19 protein-coding genes are annotated in these 18,584 nt (G+C 58.4%); 7 read left to right on the top strand and 12 right to left on the bottom strand.

The window, feature by feature from the left end; genetic code table 11:
• Position 1 precedes the first annotated feature (1 nt).
• Genes WDB70_RS13475 through WDB70_RS13450 form a run of 6 tightly spaced genes read right to left on the bottom strand, consistent with a single transcriptional unit; the run spans position 2 to position 4,438 of the window.
• A complete protein-coding gene (locus tag WDB70_RS13475; RefSeq protein ID WP_406665196.1) occupies positions 2 to 709 on the bottom strand; it encodes an HAD-IA family hydrolase in 708 nt (235 codons plus the stop codon).
• Entirely contained in the window at positions 706 to 1,596 is an 891-nt protein-coding gene (gene xerC, locus WDB70_RS13470; protein ID WP_406665194.1) for a tyrosine recombinase XerC, read from the bottom strand. Before xerC ends, WDB70_RS13475 begins: the two co-directional genes overlap by 4 nt.
• Positions 1,583 to 2,248 carry a DUF484 family protein gene (locus WDB70_RS13465; RefSeq protein ID WP_406665192.1) on the bottom strand — a complete coding sequence of 222 codons (666 nt, stop codon included), beginning with the start codon at positions 2,246 to 2,248 and terminating at the stop codon, positions 1,583 to 1,585. Before WDB70_RS13465 ends, xerC begins: the two co-directional genes overlap by 14 nt.
• Complete coding sequence (dapF, locus tag WDB70_RS13460; RefSeq protein WP_406668107.1) at positions 2,245 to 3,069, bottom strand: diaminopimelate epimerase; 825 nt, start codon at positions 3,067 to 3,069, stop codon at positions 2,245 to 2,247. The genes WDB70_RS13465 and dapF overlap by 4 nt, the downstream gene beginning before the upstream one ends.
• Positions 3,069 to 4,319 (bottom strand): diaminopimelate decarboxylase, encoded by a 1,251-nt coding sequence (lysA, locus tag WDB70_RS13455; RefSeq protein WP_406665190.1) that lies wholly within the window; start codon positions 4,317 to 4,319, stop codon positions 3,069 to 3,071. Before lysA ends, dapF begins: the two co-directional genes overlap by 1 nt.
• Complete coding sequence (locus WDB70_RS13450; protein WP_406665188.1) at positions 4,316 to 4,438, bottom strand: lipoprotein; 123 nt, start codon at positions 4,436 to 4,438, stop codon at positions 4,316 to 4,318. The genes lysA and WDB70_RS13450 overlap by 4 nt, the downstream gene beginning before the upstream one ends.
• Before the next feature lie 79 nt (positions 4,439 to 4,517).
• Here WDB70_RS13450 and cyaY point away from each other — a divergent pair, with 79 nt between their 5' ends.
• Positions 4,518 to 4,850: an iron donor protein CyaY gene (gene cyaY, locus WDB70_RS13445; protein WP_406665186.1), complete on the top strand. Its 333-nt coding sequence runs from the start codon at positions 4,518 to 4,520 to the stop codon at positions 4,848 to 4,850.
• On the opposite strand, the gene WDB70_RS13440 is transcribed toward cyaY, so the two are convergent.
• Positions 4,830 to 7,184, bottom strand: a complete 2,355-nt coding sequence (locus WDB70_RS13440) for a class I adenylate cyclase (RefSeq protein ID WP_406665184.1) — start codon at positions 7,182 to 7,184, stop codon at positions 4,830 to 4,832. The two genes, cyaY and WDB70_RS13440, sit on opposite strands and share 21 nt — an antisense overlap.
• A 124-nt stretch (positions 7,185 to 7,308) precedes the next feature.
• Here WDB70_RS13440 and WDB70_RS13435 point away from each other — a divergent pair, with 124 nt between their 5' ends.
• From WDB70_RS13435 to WDB70_RS13415, 5 genes are read left to right on the top strand one after another with little or no spacing between them, the layout of a single operon-like run.
• The gene (locus tag WDB70_RS13435; RefSeq protein ID WP_406665182.1) at positions 7,309 to 7,707 is read left to right on the top strand and encodes a DUF2914 domain-containing protein; all 399 of its coding nucleotides are present in this window, start codon (positions 7,309 to 7,311) and stop codon (positions 7,705 to 7,707) included.
• A gap of 36 nt (positions 7,708 to 7,743) precedes the next feature.
• Positions 7,744 to 8,676, top strand: coding sequence for a hydroxymethylbilane synthase (gene hemC, locus WDB70_RS13430; protein WP_406665180.1), 933 nt, complete (start codon positions 7,744 to 7,746; stop codon positions 8,674 to 8,676).
• Complete coding sequence (locus WDB70_RS13425; RefSeq protein WP_406665178.1) at positions 8,673 to 10,418, top strand: uroporphyrinogen-III C-methyltransferase; 1,746 nt, start codon at positions 8,673 to 8,675, stop codon at positions 10,416 to 10,418. The genes hemC and WDB70_RS13425 overlap by 4 nt, the downstream gene beginning before the upstream one ends.
• Positions 10,415 to 11,536, top strand: coding sequence for a heme biosynthesis HemY N-terminal domain-containing protein (locus WDB70_RS13420; RefSeq protein WP_406665176.1), 1,122 nt, complete (start codon positions 10,415 to 10,417; stop codon positions 11,534 to 11,536). The genes WDB70_RS13425 and WDB70_RS13420 overlap by 4 nt, the downstream gene beginning before the upstream one ends.
• Positions 11,537 to 11,594: 58 nt before the next feature.
• Positions 11,595 to 11,999: a hypothetical protein gene (locus WDB70_RS13415; RefSeq protein ID WP_406665174.1), complete on the top strand. Its 405-nt coding sequence runs from the start codon at positions 11,595 to 11,597 to the stop codon at positions 11,997 to 11,999.
• A 6-nt stretch (positions 12,000 to 12,005) separates the two neighbouring features.
• Here WDB70_RS13415 and WDB70_RS13410 read toward each other — a convergent pair whose 3' ends face one another.
• The 5 genes from WDB70_RS13410 to trxA all read right to left on the bottom strand — a co-directional run bounded on the left by WDB70_RS13410 (position 12,006) and on the right by trxA (position 17,161).
• On the bottom strand, positions 12,006 to 13,124 hold the full coding sequence (locus tag WDB70_RS13410) for an MFS transporter (protein ID WP_406665172.1): 1,119 nt from the start codon (positions 13,122 to 13,124) through the stop codon (positions 12,006 to 12,008).
• Positions 13,111 to 13,806 carry an NAD(P)H-flavin reductase gene (fre, locus tag WDB70_RS13405; protein WP_406665170.1) on the bottom strand — a complete coding sequence of 232 codons (696 nt, stop codon included), beginning with the start codon at positions 13,804 to 13,806 and terminating at the stop codon, positions 13,111 to 13,113. The genes WDB70_RS13410 and fre overlap by 14 nt, the downstream gene beginning before the upstream one ends.
• A gap of 6 nt (positions 13,807 to 13,812) precedes the next feature.
• Positions 13,813 to 15,288 (bottom strand): 4-hydroxy-3-polyprenylbenzoate decarboxylase, encoded by a 1,476-nt coding sequence (ubiD, locus tag WDB70_RS13400; RefSeq protein ID WP_406665168.1) that lies wholly within the window; start codon positions 15,286 to 15,288, stop codon positions 13,813 to 13,815.
• Positions 15,289 to 15,390: 102 nt separating this feature from the next.
• A complete protein-coding gene (rho, locus tag WDB70_RS13395; RefSeq protein WP_406665166.1) occupies positions 15,391 to 16,656 on the bottom strand; it encodes a transcription termination factor Rho in 1,266 nt (421 codons plus the stop codon).
• 178 nt (positions 16,657 to 16,834) lie between these two features.
• Positions 16,835 to 17,161 (bottom strand): thioredoxin TrxA, encoded by a 327-nt coding sequence (gene trxA / locus WDB70_RS13390; protein ID WP_406665164.1) that lies wholly within the window; start codon positions 17,159 to 17,161, stop codon positions 16,835 to 16,837.
• A 120-nt stretch (positions 17,162 to 17,281) separates the two neighbouring features.
• Between trxA and rhlB the strand changes: the two genes are divergently transcribed.
• Positions 17,282 to 18,583, top strand: coding sequence for an ATP-dependent RNA helicase RhlB (gene rhlB / locus WDB70_RS13385; RefSeq protein ID WP_406665162.1), 1,302 nt, complete (start codon positions 17,282 to 17,284; stop codon positions 18,581 to 18,583).
• Position 18,584 lies beyond the last annotated feature (1 nt).

Here is an 18,584-nt window from a genome sequence, read left to right as displayed (position 1 = left end):
ATTATAACAACTGGCGCAGCGAGGCCAATGATTGGATCTCAAGATGTGGTAACTGTTGGCCACGCGACTGTGTCAGCAGGCTGTGGCGTTGGGGGTTGAACCAGGCAGTCTGGTAACCGGCCGCCAGGGCTCCGGCAATATCATGGTCAAGGCGGTCACCAATGTGCAAAATGGCGGCCGGTGTCAGCCGTAAATGCTGCGCGGCAGCGGCGAACAGATCGGTTGCCGGTTTCATGCGGCGCACGCCTCCGGCATGAAAACTGGCCTTGAAATAGGGGCTAAGGCCCATTTTCTCGATGTTGGCGTTGCCATTGGAAATGGCTACCAGTGGCCGGCGTTGGCTGAGATAGTCCAGCAGGCTTATCACCTCATCGGCGATGCGGATCTCCGAGCGCCAGTTGAGAAAGTGCGTCATGGCGGCGTCGGCCAGGGCCGGGGCATCACGTACTCCCAGCGCCAGCAACCCCTGGCTCAGGGCTTGCTGGCGGCTGGCGGTGGTGTCGTGGGCCAGCCAGGGGTTCTCCTGGATCACCCGTTTGCGCCAGCCATGAAAGTACTGGCGGCTGTCGGTCAGTAACTGCACCCGTTCGGCCAGCCAGGCATCAAGCCGTTGCTCGGCACGGTTGATAGCCGGGCCGTTGTCATAGAGCGTGTCATCCAAATCAAAGCTGATAGCGGCAATGGGGCCCAGGGGGCGGTAATGGATCATTTGCGTCTCGCTCTGGGGTGGGTTGCATCGTAGACGGTGGCTAGCCGCTGCATGTCTAAATGAGTATAGATCTGGGTGGTGGCCAGCTGACTGTGGCCCAGTAATTCTTGCACTGCCCGCAGATCGCCGCTGGCCGACAGCAGGTGGCTGGCAAAACTGTGGCGCAGTTTGTGGGGGTGCAGGTGGCTGTCGAGGCCGGCACGTTGCCCATAACGGGCAAAACGTTGCTGTACTGCCCGTTGCGATAATCGGCTTCCGCGCTGGGACAAAAACAGCGCCGGCTCGGCGCCTCGGCTGAATTGGCCACGCACCCGCAGCCACTGGCCAATGGCCTCTTTGGCCTTACTGCCAATGGGTATCAGGCGGGTTTTGCCACCCTTACCGGTGACCCGCAATTCATCCCCCTGGCTGTCAGCAACATTGACGCTGACCAGCTCAGAAACCCGCAGTCCGCAGGAGTAGGTCAGCTCCAGCATGGCTTTGTCACGTAGTAGCAGTGGCTCCCGGCTCTGGCTGTCGAGCAGGGTTTGGGTTTCATCCAGATCCAGTGTTTTTGGTAAGCGTTTGGGTTGCTTGGGAGGCTTAACCCGGCTGGCCGGGTTGTCGCTCAGCCATTGGTTATGAACGGCGAACTGGTAAAAGCTGCGCAGCGCGGATAGGCCCTGGGCCAGGCTTTTCGGGGACTGGCCACGGCGGGTTTGCGCAGCCAGCCACTGGCGTATGTGGTTGGGGCTGACCTCATCGATCTGTGACAGCCCTTCAGAGATAAAGAAATCGAACTGCTGTTGCAGTTGTCGCTGGTAACTACTGAGCGTGTGTGCCGAGCGCTGGCGCTCGCTGCGTAAGTGGCGAAGAAAGCGGCTCAGGGCCTGCTCAAAGGGCATCATGCAAGGCGGCGATCTGCAGTGCCAGGATGTCGCAGAGCTGGCCGACCAGCAGGGCGTCCATATCTGGCTGAAAGTGGCCGGCATCCGGTGACGCGATCACCCAGATAGCCAAGAGATTACCTTGATAGCGCACCGGCAACAGTGCTAGCGACTCGGCCTTTTGCGGGGCATAGCCCAGCAGCTGTCGTTTTTCCTGCTCGGTCAGGCGGCCAAAATAGGGGCCATCGTGCAGGCGCTGGTATACCTGGGCCAGCGCCTTGTGTTGTGTTTCGGCCAATCGCGAGCACAGGACCAGGCGGCTGATATCAAGGCCGAGACTTTGCCGCACGCCGTTACCCAATAAGGCAATGAGCTGATCCAGGCTGATGGCGCGCAGGGCTTGCAGGCTAAGTTCATGGCAGGCTTTGGCCACACGCTCATTATGGGCGGCGACACCGAGCAGGGCGGTTATTTCTTCTTCCAGATGCTTTTGCCGTTGCCGGGCCAGCTCCAGCTGCCGTTCCAGCAAAGAGACCGAACCGCGCTGGTTGTGGGGCAGACGAAGCTGTTCCAGCAACTGCGGATGACGTTGAAAAAAATCCGGCGTCGCTGCCAGAAAGTCAGCAATCAGTTCATCATCCAGCGTCAGCAGCTTGGCGGTGTTGCTATTCATAGATGTAATTGTCCGTCATAAACGTGGTCGGCGGGCCCGGTCATGTACAGTGGCTCGCCGGGGCCGGCCCAACTGATGCTGAGACTGCCACCGGGCAGATCAACGCGCACTTTCTTTGCCAGTTTATCCTGCAACTGGCCAACCGCAACTGCGGCACAGGCACCGCTACCGCAAGCCTGGGTTTCACCGGCGCCGCGTTCAAAGACTCGCAGGCGAATATGCTGCGGGTTCAGTATCTGCATAAAACCGACATTCACCCCTTCCGGGAAGCGATCACTGGCGCCCAGCAGGGCACCTATGCCTCGGACATCGGCGTTTGGCAAGTCCTCCACCGTGAGCACGCAATGCGGGTTACCCATGGAGACGACGCCGGCAAAAAAAGTACTGTCCTGTTCGCGCAGAATGTAGATTTTTTCTTCCTTTTGGGCACGAAAAGGCACCTCTGCTGGCGTCCACACCGGTACGCCCATATTGACCGAGACCAGGTTGTCCTTGTCGATACGCAAAGTCATTTTGCCATGCTGGGTCGAGACCTGAATAAGCTTCTTGTTGGTCAGCCCTTTAAGGCGCACAAAACGGGCAAAGCAACGGGCGCCGTTGCCGCATTGGGCCACTTCCGAGCCGTCGGCGTTAAAGATGCGGTAATGAAAATCCAGGTCTGGGTCGTAGGGCGCTTCCACCAGCAGCAGTTGATCAAAGCCAATGCCGGTATGGCGGTCAGCCAGCCGCTGGATTTGTTCCGGTGAAAAAAAGGCGTTCTGGGTGACGTTGTCCACCACCATGAAGTCATTTCCCAGACCGTGCATTTTGGAAAACTGCACTAACATGACACCTCCGCCAGCAGGGTTTCACCTGCCCAGAGGCTGTCAATGCTTTCGCGCTGGCGGATCAGCGTTGCCTGGTTGCCATGCACCATGACTTCGGCGGCGCGGGGGCGACTGTTGTAGTTAGAACTCATGGTAAAACCGTAAGCGCCGGCCCCGCCGATGGCGACAATATCCCCTTCCTTGGCTGTCAGGTAGATATCACGCGCCAGCCAGTCGCCCGTTTCACACACCGGGCCAACCAGGTCGCACAATGGACCTGAGTTATTAGGCTGGCTTGCGGCATAGACCGGCATCACGGCCTGATAGAGTGTGGGACGCATGAGATCGTTCATACCGGCATCGACAATTACAAAGCGTTTAAAGCCATTGTCCTTGGTCATCTCCACCTGCGTCACCAGGGCGCCGGCGTTGGCCACCAGAGCGCGGCCAGGCTCCAATAGCAGCGTTAACTCTTCTGGCACCAGCGGCAGAATGGCGGCCAGATAGTCTGTTACGGCTGGCGGTTGCTCGGTGGTGTACCGTACTCCCAGGCCACCACCAATATCCAGGTGCTGCAGGTGAATACCAGCTGTGGCGAGCTCGTCGCGCAGGCTCAGCAGGCGCTTTAATGCCGCCACAAAAGGGGCGCTGTCAGTAAGCTGAGAACCAATGTGGCAATCAACGCCCAGTATCTGTAGGTGCGGCAGCTTGCTGGCTTTAATAAAGGCGGCTTTGGCCTGGCTGATATCAATACCGAACTTATTTTCCTTAAGGCCGGTGGCGATATAAGGGTGCGTTTTGGCATCCACATCCGGGTTGACCCGTAGGCTCACCGGCGCCACTTTGCCCAACTGCGCGGCCACGCTGTTGAGGTGGTCCAGTTCATCCAGTGATTCAACGTTAAAGCAGTGAATACCGGCTTCCAGGGCCTGCATCATTTCCCGGCGGCTTTTACCCACCCCGGAAAATACCACGGTAGCCGGGTCGCCACCGGCGGCAAGCACTCGCGCCAGCTCCCCACCGGAGACAATATCAAAACCGGCCCCAAGCCGTGCCAGCAGGTTCAGTACTGCCAGGTTGGAATTGGCTTTGACGGCATAGCAGATACGGTGGGCGCGCCCGCCAAGGGCAGCACTGAAGGCTTGATAGGCCGCCGTGATGGCACTTTGCGAATACAGATAGAGCGGCGTAGCAAAACGCGAAGCCAGTTCGGTGACCTGGCAATCTTCCAGCATCAGTTGCTGGTCGCGGTAATACAGGCTCATCGACCCGGCCCGGCAGGCGGCTTGTTGGCCGGCGGTGGCGGGTTGTAGAGCGGGCCTTTCTGGCCGCAGCCAGCAAGAAGAAGGCCGGTAACGGCCAGCAGCAACAGACGCTTTCTCACAGTCTTTATCGGGTTAATTTATGGTGTCTTGGCCCTATAATCGCACTACCTATGACTTTTGCAAAACCGAAGGTGAGCAATGAACGATAGCCAGTACCATGATCTGGCCGATGCGCTGCTGCTGAGCATTGAAGATGCGGTAGAAGCGGTGGCCGAAGACAGTGGTGTGGATATGGAAGTGGAATCGGTTGGCGGCAAGGTCGACATTCTGTTTCCCGACCGCTCCAAGATCATCATCAACAAGCAGCCACCGCTACAGCAGATCTGGGTTGCCACGCGTTATAACGGCCACCACTTCGGCTATCAGGATGGGCTGTGGATTGATGTGCGTTCCGGCGCCGAGCTGAAAGCTTTTCTTGATGACGCCATCAGCCGCCAGGCTGGCCAGCCGTTAGTGCTCGGTCTCGAGTAATTCGGCGGTCAGTGGTGTCAGCTGCCACTGGCCGTTGTTATCCATGAGTTCGTAGTACTGCGGCAGGTTGAAGACGCTGTCGCCACTGGTCTGGGTTTTCTGTGCATAAAAACGGCTGATCAGGCTGACCAGGCTGGCTTTTTCCATCGCCGGGTAATGGTAGTAGCTGACCTGGTTCTGTTCGTTGGAAACAAACAGCTGATAACCGTCACTGTCGCTGAGGAAAAACAGCTGTACCAGGCCGCACAGGCCATTGCTGTATACCGGCGGCGGCACGTGGCTGTCGGTAGCAGGGTGCTGTTGCGCCAGTTTGGCTGCTGATAATTGAGCGTAAAACGCTAGTGGATCATGCAGTTCCTGCCAGTGCAGGGAACCGGACTGCCACCAGAACACCCACTTCGCCTGACCGGCACACAACGTCCAGGGGCCTTCAGCCAGTTTTTGTCGGGCGGTGAGCAGCAACGCCAGCAGCTGGCGCGCCAGCGGTTCCCCTAACTGGCTGGCAAAGCAGTGAATATAAAGACGTTGGGACAGCGAGTTGTCACGGGGCAGTTGCGGTACCAAGTGTAACAACAGTTTGGCCAGTGCCTGTGGTCCGGAAAAGTGGCTGACCATGGTTTCGCCCCAGGTGTTGCGCAGCAGCAGGGTCAGTTCGCTGACCAGGTTCAGGCGCCGGTCGCCAAACTGCAGCATGTCGGCGTCATTATCACCCTTGCGCAGTTTCAGGCCGGCGGTGGCGTCTTGTTCCAGGTTGACGATCAGCTGCGCTTTTTCCAGTTGTGCTGGCTGTGCCAGGATTTGATCCTGCGGGTCTGGCTTGTTGGCCAGCCAGGCCATGGAGCGGCACAGGCTATCGACACTGTCCAGGGCCAGCTCTTTGCCAGGCAGCTGGAGCTCGGTGTGGCCGGTCAGAAAACCATTGAGCAGGCACCAGCCCAGCAAGCCGGGCAAATCCGGGCGACTATAGAGCACGCGCTGGCCATCGGCGCTACACAGCTGCCACTGCTGGCGGCGGGTCAGCAGCAGCGTGCTTTGGCTGACATCGACTCCGGGGGGCAATCGCAACACTTCCAGTTTGCCGGGTTTGTCGGCAAAGGCGGCATCGAGCTTGCGGCTCAGCACCGTCAGTTCAATGGGGCACAAACGGGAGTCGTTGGCCGTACGGCGAAACAGTTCACGGGCTTCATGCAGGCCTGCCAGCATCTGTTCGCGCAGCCGTTGGTGCCAGGCCTGCAAGGCTTCCAGAGGCCAGTCCCGGTGTGACTGCAATTGCTGGCAGCGCTGACTGTCCCAGCCCCAGGTGCGGGTCAGTTGGGCAAGCGTTTCGGCATGGGTGGCTGACACGTCGGCGGGGCGGTCACCGCCGCACTTGAGGTACAGGCAGCTGCGCATCAGATCCAGATCGCCCGGAGCCAGCCCCTGTGCCGACAGATAGCGTTCCAGTAACAGGTAAGGGTCCAGTGCCATCAGGTCAGTTTCACCGCGGTGCAGGGCTTCGCGAAAGACGGTGCTGAGCAGCCGCACCTTGGGGTACTGGCGGGCATAAACCGACATCAGGGTCAGTTTCAGCAGGGCCTTATAGGGCCGGTCGATGCCCTTGTAGAGCAACCACAGCATGGAGCCGAGAAACTCATCGGCGGGGATCGGGTCCGGCGCGCCCAGGTCAATCCACTGCTCCGGGTCAATACCGTTAGCAAACAGCTGAGCCTTGGCCTGCAGGTAGGGGCGCCGCTCCGCCGGGGAGATCAGCAGCCAGATAGGCAGCTGCCCGGCCAGACAGATGGCACTGCGATAAAATTCATCCAGCAACAGCCAATGCTGAAAGCTGCCGCAGGATTCGCAGGTCATGCCCTGTTTATTGCCCTGGCGGAACTCTTCCGGGTCAATCACGAAAAAGGTCAGATCCATACCCTGCCCCTGAGCCCACTGGGTCAGGCGGTCACATTTGGCTTTCAGTGCCAGGCGCTGTGGTTGTGTTAAATCAGAGCGGTGGCACACCCAGATATCCAGATCTGAACTACGGGTCTGCCCGAGGGTGCCAGTAGAGCCCATGGAATACACTGCGAGGATGTCTGTTGGGGCAGGGCTGGCCGCTGACACTCCCAGTTGTTCCGCTAGGCGACGCCGTAACGGCATATCCTCAACACCTTTGATACCATGCGGTGCATCTGCTTCGCCGCCCGGTAAGGCCGGGTCGTGGCAGTGCAACAACGCGGGCACCATATCGAACACCATGGCGGCCTGAGCCGTCATTGCCTGGCGTGCCAAACGCCGCCGCTGCGCATGCAGCGTTGCGATATGCAGGCTGAGTTCGTTGAGGTTAAGGTATGGCATCTACTGCTTAAAGTGTTAATTCGGTCACATTTTAAACCCTGGCGAGGCTTTCGCCAATGGTCATTTTGCTGACCTTGCTGACCTTTTCTAGGTGCTTGATTTTTATGTTGATAAGGTATTTTTGATGATGAAAGGCAAGGTTTTCTGGGTGCTGCTATTGCTCAGTGCACCATTGCTGGCGGCCAGCACGCCACAGCTGAGCCGGGTAATGCTTTGCCGTGACGTGGTGCAGCGTGAGCCGGTGGGTGAACTTAAGGGTGCGCAGTTGCCGGCAGGGCTTGATGAAGCCGTTCTGTTTACCGAGATCAAGAACGCGGCCGGGCATATTGTGCATCATCGCTGGTACCGAGACGGCCAGTTAAAAGCAGATGTGGCATTGCCCGTTGGCGCCAATCGCTGGCGTACCTGGTCGGATAAAAAGCTGCAGCCTGGGCATTGGCTGGTCAAAGTGGTGCTGGATGACGGCACCGTGCTGTATCAGCGGCAGCTGACGCTGGCACCAGTCGCCAGCCATGGCACCTAGTGGTAGGATGAGTTCAACTAGCAGGACGAAACCCGCATGAGTAAACCGATTCGCATCGCCACCCGCCAGAGTCCGCTGGCAATGTGGCAGGCCCACTACGTAAAAGACGCGCTGGAAGCCGCTCACCCTGGCCTGAGCGTTGAGCTGGTGCCCATGGTGACCCGGGGAGACAAAATCCTCGATACGCCGCTGGCAAAAGTCGGTGGCAAAGGGCTGTTTGTCAAAGAACTGGAACAGGCCATGCTCGACGACCGGGCGGACATCGCTGTGCATTCCATGAAGGACGTGCCGGTGGAATTTCCAGCCGGGCTGGGGTTGGTGACCATCTGTGAGCGAGAAGACCCGCTGGATGCGTTTGTCTCCAATCATTATGACAGCCTGGACGATTTACCGGCCGGGGCGGTGGTAGGCACCTCCAGTTTGCGCCGTCAGTGCCAGCTGAGGGCCCGTCGTCCCGATTTACAGGTCAAGGATTTACGGGGCAACGTCAACACCCGCCTGGCCAAGCTGGACGATGGCCAGTATGACGCCATTATTCTGGCCTGTGCTGGCCTTAAGCGCCTGAACATGGCCGAGCGCATTCGTATGGCCTTGCCAGCCGAACAAAGCCTGCCGGCGGTTGGCCAGGGCGCGGTGGGAATTGAAGCACGGTTGGACGATCAACATACCCGGGCATTACTGGCAGCACTGGCTGACGAGCCCACCCGTATTCGGGTGCAGGCCGAGCGTGCCATGAACTGCCATCTGCAAGGGGGCTGTCAGGTGCCCATTGGCAGCTATGCTGTGTTGGAGGGAGAACAACTCTGGCTGCGCGGCCTGGTTGGCCACCCTGATGGCAGCATCCTGCTCGAAGATGAGATCCGCGGCCCGGCTGGCGATGCCGAAAGGCTCGGGCAGCAACTGGGACAACGGTTACTGGATGCTGGCGCCAAAGCCATATTAGAGCAGGTTTACGGACGCACACTATGACGGTACTGGTGATCCGGCCCGCCCCCCAGGGGCCGCGGCTGGCAGACAAACTCAACCAACAGGGCATTAATGCCCTGGCGGAGCCGTTACTGGATATTGTGCCGGTCACCCCGGTACCCATTAGTGTCGAACAACTGGCCAGTCAACAGTGGGTGATTGCCGTGTCGGTTGCGGCCGCCGAAGCCCTGCCCTCGCCACTACCGGCCGGGCCACGCTATGCCGCTGTTGGCCAGGCTACCGCCGATGCCCTCAGCGCCGCCGGTGCCAGCGCGGTACTGGTGGCTGAACCTGCCGACTCGGAAGGTTTACTGGCGCAGCCAGCCCTGAAAAAAGTGCAGGACGAACATATCCTCATTGCCCGAGGTGACGGTGGCCGGGAGCTACTGGCCAACACCCTGACTGAACGTGGCGCCGAGGTAACGCAAGTCACCCTCTATCAGCGCCAGCGGCGGCAGTTAACGGCCGAGCAGGTGCTGGGGTGGCAGGACCGCCAGGTCGAGACAGTGGTAGTGACTTCCTGCAGTCTGGCCGATGCGTTGCTGGCAACAACCCCGCCGCCGCTGCATGACTGGCTGCTGGAGTTACAGTTGCTGGTACCTTCTGCGCGGGTTGCTGAACATTGTCACCAGGCCGGCTTCGGCCGTGTTGAAATTCTAAGCGGTGCCAGCGACGATGCGGTGCTGGCCTATTTTGAAAAAGAAAAGGTTGCTATGACTGACGAACGTCTGGAGCCGGAAGTAACGGCGAGTGAAAGCGAGTATCAGCCGCCTGTAGCCAGTAAGGCTGGCAAGAAAGGAGGCTCGACGGCCTTGGCACTGCTGGCGTTGTTACTGGCCGCCGGTTCCTTGGGCTGGTCAGGCTGGCAGTATTATCAGGCGCGCCATAACGCCGCCCTGCCCCAGGTTTCGGTTGCGCAGGTCAATACCCTGCAACAGCAGTTACAACAGCTACAAGGGCAACTACAGCAACTCGGCCATGGCCGCCAGCAGGATCAACAGCAGCTGACAACACTGCGCCAACAGCTGGCCGAGTTGCAAAGCGCCCAACGCCAGCAGGTAAGCTGGCCGCATAAAGAGGCCGCCATGCTGGTACGTATGGCCAATCGCCGCTTGTATCTCAGTCAGAACCTGCCGGTAGCAGAAGCCTTATTGCAAGATGCTGATGCCACGTTGAAAAAACTACCGGAAGACAGCGACATTCTGGCCTGGCGCCAAGCCATTGCGGCAGATCTGGCGAATTTGCAGGCGCAACCGAATATTGACCGTACCGACCTGGCCATGCAGCTTAGCGGCCTGCGGTCGCAGGTAGACCAGCTGGTACTGAACACCGTGAAACTGCCAGAGCTGGATCAGGCCAAGCCGGATCTGCAGCTCAGCGATGACAGTGGCGACTGGCGGGAAAACCTCAAGCGCTCCTGGCGCCGGTTTGCTGATGACTTTATCAAAGTGCGTAAGCGCCAGCAGGACGTGCAGCCGATGCTCAGCCCGTCCCATCAGGCCTACCTGCGTGAAGCGCTGAAACTGGCATTGGATGAAGCCGAGCTGGCTATGTTTGCCGGTGATCAGGTGCGCTACCAGGCCAACTTGCGTCAGGCCAAGCAGTGGCTGAGCACCATGGCGAGTCATGATGCCAAAGTAAACCAGGCCTTTATCAGCGGCCTGGACGCCCTGCTGGCCAAGCCGGTCAGCCTCAGCCTGCCCAAGTCTTTGGATTCACTGCGTATGGCGGAGGATAGCCAATGATCCGCCTGTTGATCTTTCTGGCATTGCTGATTGCCGGTTTGATTGCCGGCCCTTGGCTGATTGGTGATACCGGTTATGTACTGATTGCCCTTGGCCACTATACCGTTGAGTCATCCGTGGTGATGCTGGCGGTGGTTGTGGCACTGGTACTGATCTTGGTTTGGTGCCTGGACTGGCTGGTGCGGCGGCTTTATCGCACCTTGGGCCGGGGTCGCCACTGGTTGGGTGATCGCAGTGGGCGGCGCGCCAATAAAAAAGCCTCCAAGGCCTGGCAGCAACTCTGGCTGGGGCAGTACCGCAAGTCTGCCGCAGCCTTGGCGGTGGCGGCAGAATACGCGCCATTGCCGGATTTTCCACGCCTGGCCGCCGCTTACGCCGCCCATAAAGCGCAGGATCTGGCCGAGCGCGACCGTCTGCTTGAGCAACTGCAACAACCGTTAGCAGCTCCGGCGATGCTATTGCACCTGGGGGACATCAGCGCCGCCTGCCTGGCCTTTGACAGCCTGTCTGACGAATTACGGCAGAGTAAAGCCGGGGAGCAACTCAGTGCCCGGCTGGCACTGGCTCGTGGCGATCTGGCGGCGTTGTGGCCACATATTGATGCGCTGGCCGATACGGAGCGTGATCAGTACTTTTTGCCGGCCCTGAGCGCCCGTATTGCAGTGGCAACCGATGAAGGCAGTGAAGCACTTAGTCGCCTCGAACAGGTGCTGGATAAGCACAGCCGGGAACGCCCGGAGGTGATTGCCGCTCTGGCTCATGGCTATGCAAAAAATGGCCAGCAAGACAAAGCCCGCGAACAGTTGCTGGCGGCAGCCAAGCGCCATCCGCAGGCGCCGGTACTGGACGCCCTGGTAGCACTTAGCGATCAGGAAAGTGCCGCCAAGACGCAGCGGCAGTTATTGAAGTGGCACCATAAGCGCGATCATGATCCGGTACTGCTGGCAGCCCTTGGCATGCTGAGTGAGAAACAGCATGAATTACCCGAAGCGCGCCGTTACCTCGAAGCGGCGCTGGCGCTAAGGGATGATCATCACTGGCGACTGGCGCTGGCCAAGTTGCTGGTACGAATGGGCCAGAATGAGCAGGCATTGCAGCATTTTCAGGCATTGCACTGATTGAAAGTGGCAAAGGTGGTTGATTGCACTAGCCTTTTTAATAAATGGAGGAGGTGCCATGCGGATCGTTTGGTGGGGGCTGTTGTTGCTGACAGCCACAGCCTGGGCGCGAGAGCCGTTGTTGTCATCACATTACGGCGACATTGCTTATGCCAATGAAAAGAGCTTTGAAAGCAACCTGCTGAAACTGCGTGACCCCAAGAAGTTGGCGGCGCCGGGGGCACGCTATGGGCAGCCCGTGGTCACCCCAACCCGCTGGCTGAACCGCAAGGCAGTGGTACTGACCCAGCGCGCCTGGTACTTTGAAAGCCCTTATCATCTGGTGGTGATCATTGTCGGCACGGATAACCGGCCGCTCTATCGCAGCCACCGTATTCACCTTGACTGCCAGCTGCCGGGTAACCTGACCCGCCGCGCCGCCATTACCACCTGCATGCAACAGCAGCAAAAGGATCGTAAATAACCGTTGTTATACGGTTCTGTCCCGCCCGGCCAGGGCGCCAAACAGTAAAGCCAGTAAGGTTATCGCCGCTAGCAGCGGCGTCAGTGCCGGCCAGCTGCGCAGCCAGTCGTGACCGGCGCCGATGACAAGTGGCCCCAGTGCAGCCAGGGCATAACCCACTCCTTGCGCCATGCCGGACAAGCGTGCGGCATCATCACTGTTGCTGGCCCGGTGCACCAGTAGCGCCAGGGCCAGGCCAAAAGAACTGCCCTGGCCCACGCCCAGAACAATGCCGGCTGGCCACAGCCAGCTTGGCCCTGCTTGTAAGATGGCGATAAACCCCACCAGGGTCAGCAACATGGCAATGACAATCGCCTGGCTTTGACTGCGGCTGCGTTGAGTCAAGGCGGTGGCCAGCAGGGCTGCAGGTGCCTGCAGGAAAATTGACACCGAGGTCAGCCAGCCGGCGGCCTCGGGGGTTAAACCGCGACTCATCAGCATACTGGGTAACCAGGCAAATACCGAGTAGGCCAATGATGATTGAAAGCCCATATACAGCGACACTTGCCAGGCCAGGGCTGAACCCCACAAGGGCTTGGCCACGGCAGTAGTGGCGGGCGGTTGCAGATGGCTGCGCCACAGTATCATGGCGGCCAGGGCGGGAATGGCCCACACACCTAGCGCCAGCGGCACCGAATGCAGAGTGTTGGCCAACGGTACCATGGTGCCAGCCGCAACAGCGGCGCCGATACAAAGCATCATAGTGTAAAGGCCGGTCATCACTCCGGCTTGCTCAGGGTAGTCGCGTTTGACGACGCCGGGCAGCAGTACTCCGACAACGCCAATGCCAGCGCCGGCTGCGATCATGCCGGCAAACAGTGCCCAGGGGCTGGCCACTGCACGTAACGCGGTGCCGCCGGCCAGCACCAGCAGTGCCAGCCGGAGTGCCCAGTCCAGCCCCAGGCGTTTTGCTAATAGCGGCGCCAGCGGTGCAAATAGGCCCAGACACAGTACTGCCAGGGTATTGAGCCAACCTGCTGCTGTTGTCGACAGGCCCAGCTCTGGTAATACCGGGCCAAGGCTGGTCAGGGCTGGGCGCAGGTTGATAGCGACCAGCAGCAGCGCCAGCAGATTAAATAAACGCAAAGGCGTCCCCAAACAGGCGCTGCCGGTCGGCGCCATGGGCGCTGAAGTGATCCCGCGCAACTGCCGCCATTTCAAAACGACCGGCAAGATAAATATCAAACTCGGCCAAATTCGGGTTGTGGCGGGTAACGGCATCAATCACCAGGCCGCTGTCACCAGCCATGTCGGCAGGTTTATCTTCTAGCACGGGCACGTACGACAGCGCCGGATGTGCGTCCGCCAGCGCCTGCATTTCCTGATGCAGATACAACGCCTCAGGGGTTTTACCGCCCCAAAAAACCTGGATGGCGCGCTGAGCGTCGAGCGCCAGTGCCCGCCGGACAATGGCGCGAACATAAGAAAAACCGGTGCCGCCGGCAACCAGCAACAATGGCCGTGGGCTGCCTTCGCGCAACTGCGCCTGACCCGCGGCCAACTCAATAGTGACCTCGCCATGTTGCTGAAAATACTCAACCACCTGCATCGCCCAGGAATCCGGGCCAAAAGCACCCACATGCAGCTCGATGTAGGGTTCACCGGCCAAGGAGGCGATGGAAAAGGGCCGCTTGTCGTCCTCGCTTAGCACCACCTTCAGATACTGACCGGCGGCAAACTGCACGCCTTGTGGTGCTACCAGGCGAATGTGATAAACGGTGTCGGTAAAGGGGCGCACGTCCTGCACCCGGCATTGATATTGCTGCATGGCTTCTCAGTTATTGTCGAGGATGCCAAGGTCATCCCAGAGGGCGTCAACGCGTGCCACTACCGCTGGGTCCTTGATAATGGGTTTGCCCCATTCCCGGTGTACTTCACCTGGCCACTTGTTGGTGGCATCCAGGCCCATTTTGGAACCCAGGCCTGCTTCCGGTGAAGCGAAGTCGAGAAAATCGATGGGAGTGTTGTCAATAAAGACGGTATCACGGCGGGGGTCCATACGCGTGGTGATGGCCCAAATCACGTCCTGCCAGTTACGGGCATCAATATCATCGTCGCAGACAATCACGAACTTGGTGTACATGAACTGGCGCAAGAAAGACCAGACGCCCATCATCACCCGCTTGGCATGGCCGGGGTAACGTTTTTTCATGGTGACCACCGCCATGCGGTAACTGCATCCTTCCGGGGGCAGATAAAAGTCGACGATTTCCGGGAACTGCTTTTGCAGGATAGGTACAAAAACTTCGTTCAGTGCTACGCCCAGTACCGCCGGTTCATCTGGTGGCCGGCCGGTATAGGTGCTGTGGTAGATGGCATCACGGCGGCGGGTGATGTGAGTGACGGTGAACACCGCATGGCGTTCTTGCTCGTTGTAATAACCGGTGTGGTCGCCAAAGGGGCCTTCCATCGCCGTTTCGTCCGGGTCGATGTAACCTTCCAGCACCAGCTCGGCGCTGGCTGGCAGTTCCAGATCGCACGACAGAGCCTTGACGACTTCGGTCTTATTACCGCGTAGCAGCCCGGCAAAAGCGTATTCGGAGAGTGTGTCCGGCACCGGCGTGACGGCGCCAAGAATGGTGGCCGGGTCAGCACCAAAAGCTACCACCACCGGGAATTTTTCCCCGGGGTGTGCTTCTTTAAATTCGGCGAAGTCCAAAGCACCGCCACGGTGCGACAGCCAACGCATGATCAGCTTGTTGCGGCCCAGCTTTTGTTGCCGGTAAATGCCCAGGTTCTGGCGCTTTTTATAGGGGCCGCGGGTTATGGTCAGGCCCCATGTCATCAGCGGTGCGGCGTCGTCAGGCCAGCAGGTCTGAATGGGAATGGCATCCAGGTCAACTTGCTCGCCTGCGAGCACCACATCCTGGCAAGGCGCCTTTTTCAGACGCTTGGCGGGCATGTTCAATACCTGTTTGAACACCGGCAATTTGTCCCACAGATCTTTAAATCCCTTCGGTGGATCCGGTTCTTTCAGGTAAGCCAGCAGTTTGCCAACGTCACGCAGGGCGCCGACATCATCCTGGCCCATACCCAAGGCCACTCGCTTGGGGGTGCCGAACAGATTGGCCAGCACCGGCATGTTATAGCCTTTGGGGTTTTCAAACAGCAGGGCCGGGCCACCGGCGCGCAGAGTGCGGTCGGCAATTTCGGTCATTTCCAGATACGGGTCGATGGGCTGGGAGATGCGCTTGAGCTCGCCAAGAGCTTCCAACTGGCGGATAAAGTCCCGTAAGTCGTTATAGGTCATGAGCGTCCGTGGGCTGAACAAGAAGGCGCCATTATAGCCGTAGCGGCAGCGCAGCGACAAAAAACGGCCGCAATGGCGGCCGTTTTTGCGTTTGGATGACGATTAGCTCTTGGTGCGCTTCATGGCCTCGAAGAATTCATCGTTGGTTTTGGTCATCGACAGTTTGTCGATAAGGAATTCCATGGCCGAGATCTCATCCATCGGGTGCAGAATTTTGCGCAAAATCCACATCTTCTGCAGCTCGTCTTCACGGCACAACAGCTCTTCGCGGCGGGTGCCGGAGCGGTTGAAGTCAATGGCCGGGAAAACCCGTTTTTCTGCGATTTTCCGAGACAGGTGCAGTTCCATGTTACCGGTGCCCTTGAACTCTTCGTAGATGACTTCGTCCATCTTCGAGCCGGTATCAACCAGAGCGGTAGCAATGATGGTCAGGCTGCCACCTTCCTCAACGTTACGGGCGGCGCCGAAGAAACGCTTCGGCCGGTGCAGGGCGTTGGCATCCACACCACCGGTCAGCACCTTGCCAGAGCTGGGCACCACGGTGTTGTATGCGCGCGCCAGACGGGTGATGGAGTCGAGCAGGATCACCACGTCTTTTTTGTGCTCCACCAGGCGTTTGGCCTTTTCAATGACCATTTCGGCAACCTGAACGTGGCGGTTAGCAGGTTCGTCGAAGGTGGAGGCGACTACTTCACCTTTGACCAGCCGCTGCATCTCGGTGACTTCCTCTGGGCGCTCATCAATCAGCAGCACAATGAGGGTTGTTTCCGGATGGTTGTAGGTAATGCTCTGAGCAATGTTTTGCAGCAGGATGGTTTTACCGGCCTTGGGCGGTGCGACGATCAAGCCCCGCTGACCTTTACCAATCGGTGAGGCCAAATCCAGCACCCGGGCGGTAATGTCTTCGGTGGAGCCGTTACCCCGTTCCATCCGCATGCGGTTATTGGCATGCAGTGGCGTCAGGTTTTCAAAGAGAATTTTATTACGGGAGTTTTCCGGGCGGTCAAAGTTAACTTCGTTGACCTTCAGCAGTGCAAAGTAACGCTCGCCTTCTTTGGGCGGGCGGATTTTGCCGGCAATGGTGTCACCGGTGCGCAGATTGAAACGGCGTATTTGGCTCGGTGAGACATAAATATCATCAGGACCGGCCAGATAGGACGAATCCGCACTGCGTAAAAAGCCGAAGCCGTCCTGGAGAATTTCAAGAACACCGTTGCCGAAGATGTCTTCGCCTGATTTAGCGTGGGCCTTGAGAATGGCAAAAATGATGTCCTGCTTGCGGGCACGAGCCATGTTTTCCAGGCCCATATTTCCGGCCAGGGCTACCAGTTCCGAGACTGGCATGTTCTTCAATTCGGTAAGATTCATAGTGGTGGGTTTTTTTATTTACGTTTTTGGTAACAAACGAGAAATTTCCACGCCCCGGCGTGAACCCAGGAAGGGCATGAAGGAAAGTGAACGGCCTTAAATTAGCAGCGATAAAGCATCGCGTCTAGAAAAATCGACGAGAAAACGAACAAGGCGCCTGTCGGCGCCTTGTGAATGCTCAGATATTGGCATCCAAGAATTCTTTCAGTTGGGTCTTGGACAGGGCGCCAACTTTGGTTGCCGCTACCTGGCCACCCTTGAACAACAACAGCGTCGGAATACCACGGATGCCAAATTTCGGCGGCGTGTCGCTGTTTTGATCAATGTTCAGCTTGGCTACGGTCAGGCGGCCAGCGTATTCATCAGCCACGTCATCGAGTACCGGCGCAATCATTTTGCAAGGACCACACCACTCGGCCCAGAAATCGACCAGAACCGGGGTATCGGACTGCAGCACGTCGCTGTCGAAGCTGTCGTCACTCAGGTGAACAATCTTGTCGTTCATTACATTCTCCAAAGGTGGTTGCGATCCGGGGCACAAAACCGGTTGCCGCGGCGCGATCGACGCCTATTTCAAAGGAATCTGTTCCTTATTGCAAGCCGAAGCTGATATGCTTGAGCGCCTATGACTAAGACACATCTCACCGATATCAAATTCAGTGAACTGGGCCTGGCGGAGCCGGTTTTAGAAGCCCTGAGCAACAAGGGTTTTCATAACTGCACTCCCATTCAGGCGCTGTCGCTGCCCATTGCCCTTCAGGGAAAAGACGTTGCAGGCCAGGCGCAAACAGGCACCGGTAAAACCATTGCCTTCCTTGCTGCAACTTTTCATTACCTGTTGACTCATGCACCCAAAGAAGGCCGTACCAGCACCCAGCCTCGGGCCATAATTATGGCACCGACCCGCGAACTGGCCATTCAAATCCATAATGACGCTCTGGCCATGGCCAAGGCATCGAATTTATCGATGGCGTTAATCTATGGTGGCGAGGGCTATGACAGCCAGCGCAAGCAGCTGGAAGCCGGTGTGGATGTGCTGATCGGCACCACCGGCCGCATCATCGATTACTTCAAGCAGGGTGTATTTGACCTTAAAGCCATTGACGTTGTGGTGCTGGATGAAGCTGACCGGATGTTCGATCTCGGCTTTATCAAGGATATCCGTTACCTGTTCCGGCGTATGCCGGCGGCTTCTGAGCGGCTCAACCTGCTGTTCTCTGCAACCTTGTCTTTCAAAGTTCGGGAACTGGCTTACGAGCACATGAACAGCCCCGAACACGTGGAAGTAGAGCCAGCGCAGAAAACCGGCGCGCGGATCACCGAAGAGCTGCTCTACCCGTCCAAGGAAGATAAGTTCAAACTGCTGCTGACGCTGATCGAAGAAGACTGGCCAGAGCGAGCCATTATCTTTGCCAATACCAAGATTGTCTGTGAGCGTGTCTGGGGCCATCTGGCCGCTGATGGCCACCGGGTAGGCCTGTTGACAGGCGACGTGCCGCAGAAAAAACGGCTGCGCATTCTTGATGATTTCACTCAGGGCAAGCTGGACTTTCTGGTTGCCACCGATGTCGCGGCCCGTGGTCTGCACATCCCGGCGGTGACCCACGTCTATAACTTTGACCTGCCGGACGATTGCGAAGACTACGTGCATCGGATTGGCCGTACCGGCCGCGCCGGGGCCTCCGGGCATGCGGTGAGTCTGGCCTGTGAAGAGTATGTATTTAACCTGCCGGCTATCGAAGAATATATTGGCCATGAAATTCCGGTGACGCAATACAACCCGGATGCCTTGCTGACTGACCTCAATCCGCCGAAGCGGTTGCATCGTGCCGGTCGGGACCGCACCTCTGGCCGGGGGGGCAGCAATAACCGTGGCAATGGTGGCCAGCGCCGTAACAATGGCCGCGGTCGCAGTAGTCAGAGCTGAT

It is taken from the genome of Gallaecimonas aegicerasi, from assembly GCF_045291545.1.
Lineage (GTDB): Bacteria > Pseudomonadota > Gammaproteobacteria > Enterobacterales > Gallaecimonadaceae > Gallaecimonas.
Note: the sequence above shows the minus strand (reverse complement) of the source record. Positions and strands in the feature narration are given on the sequence as shown.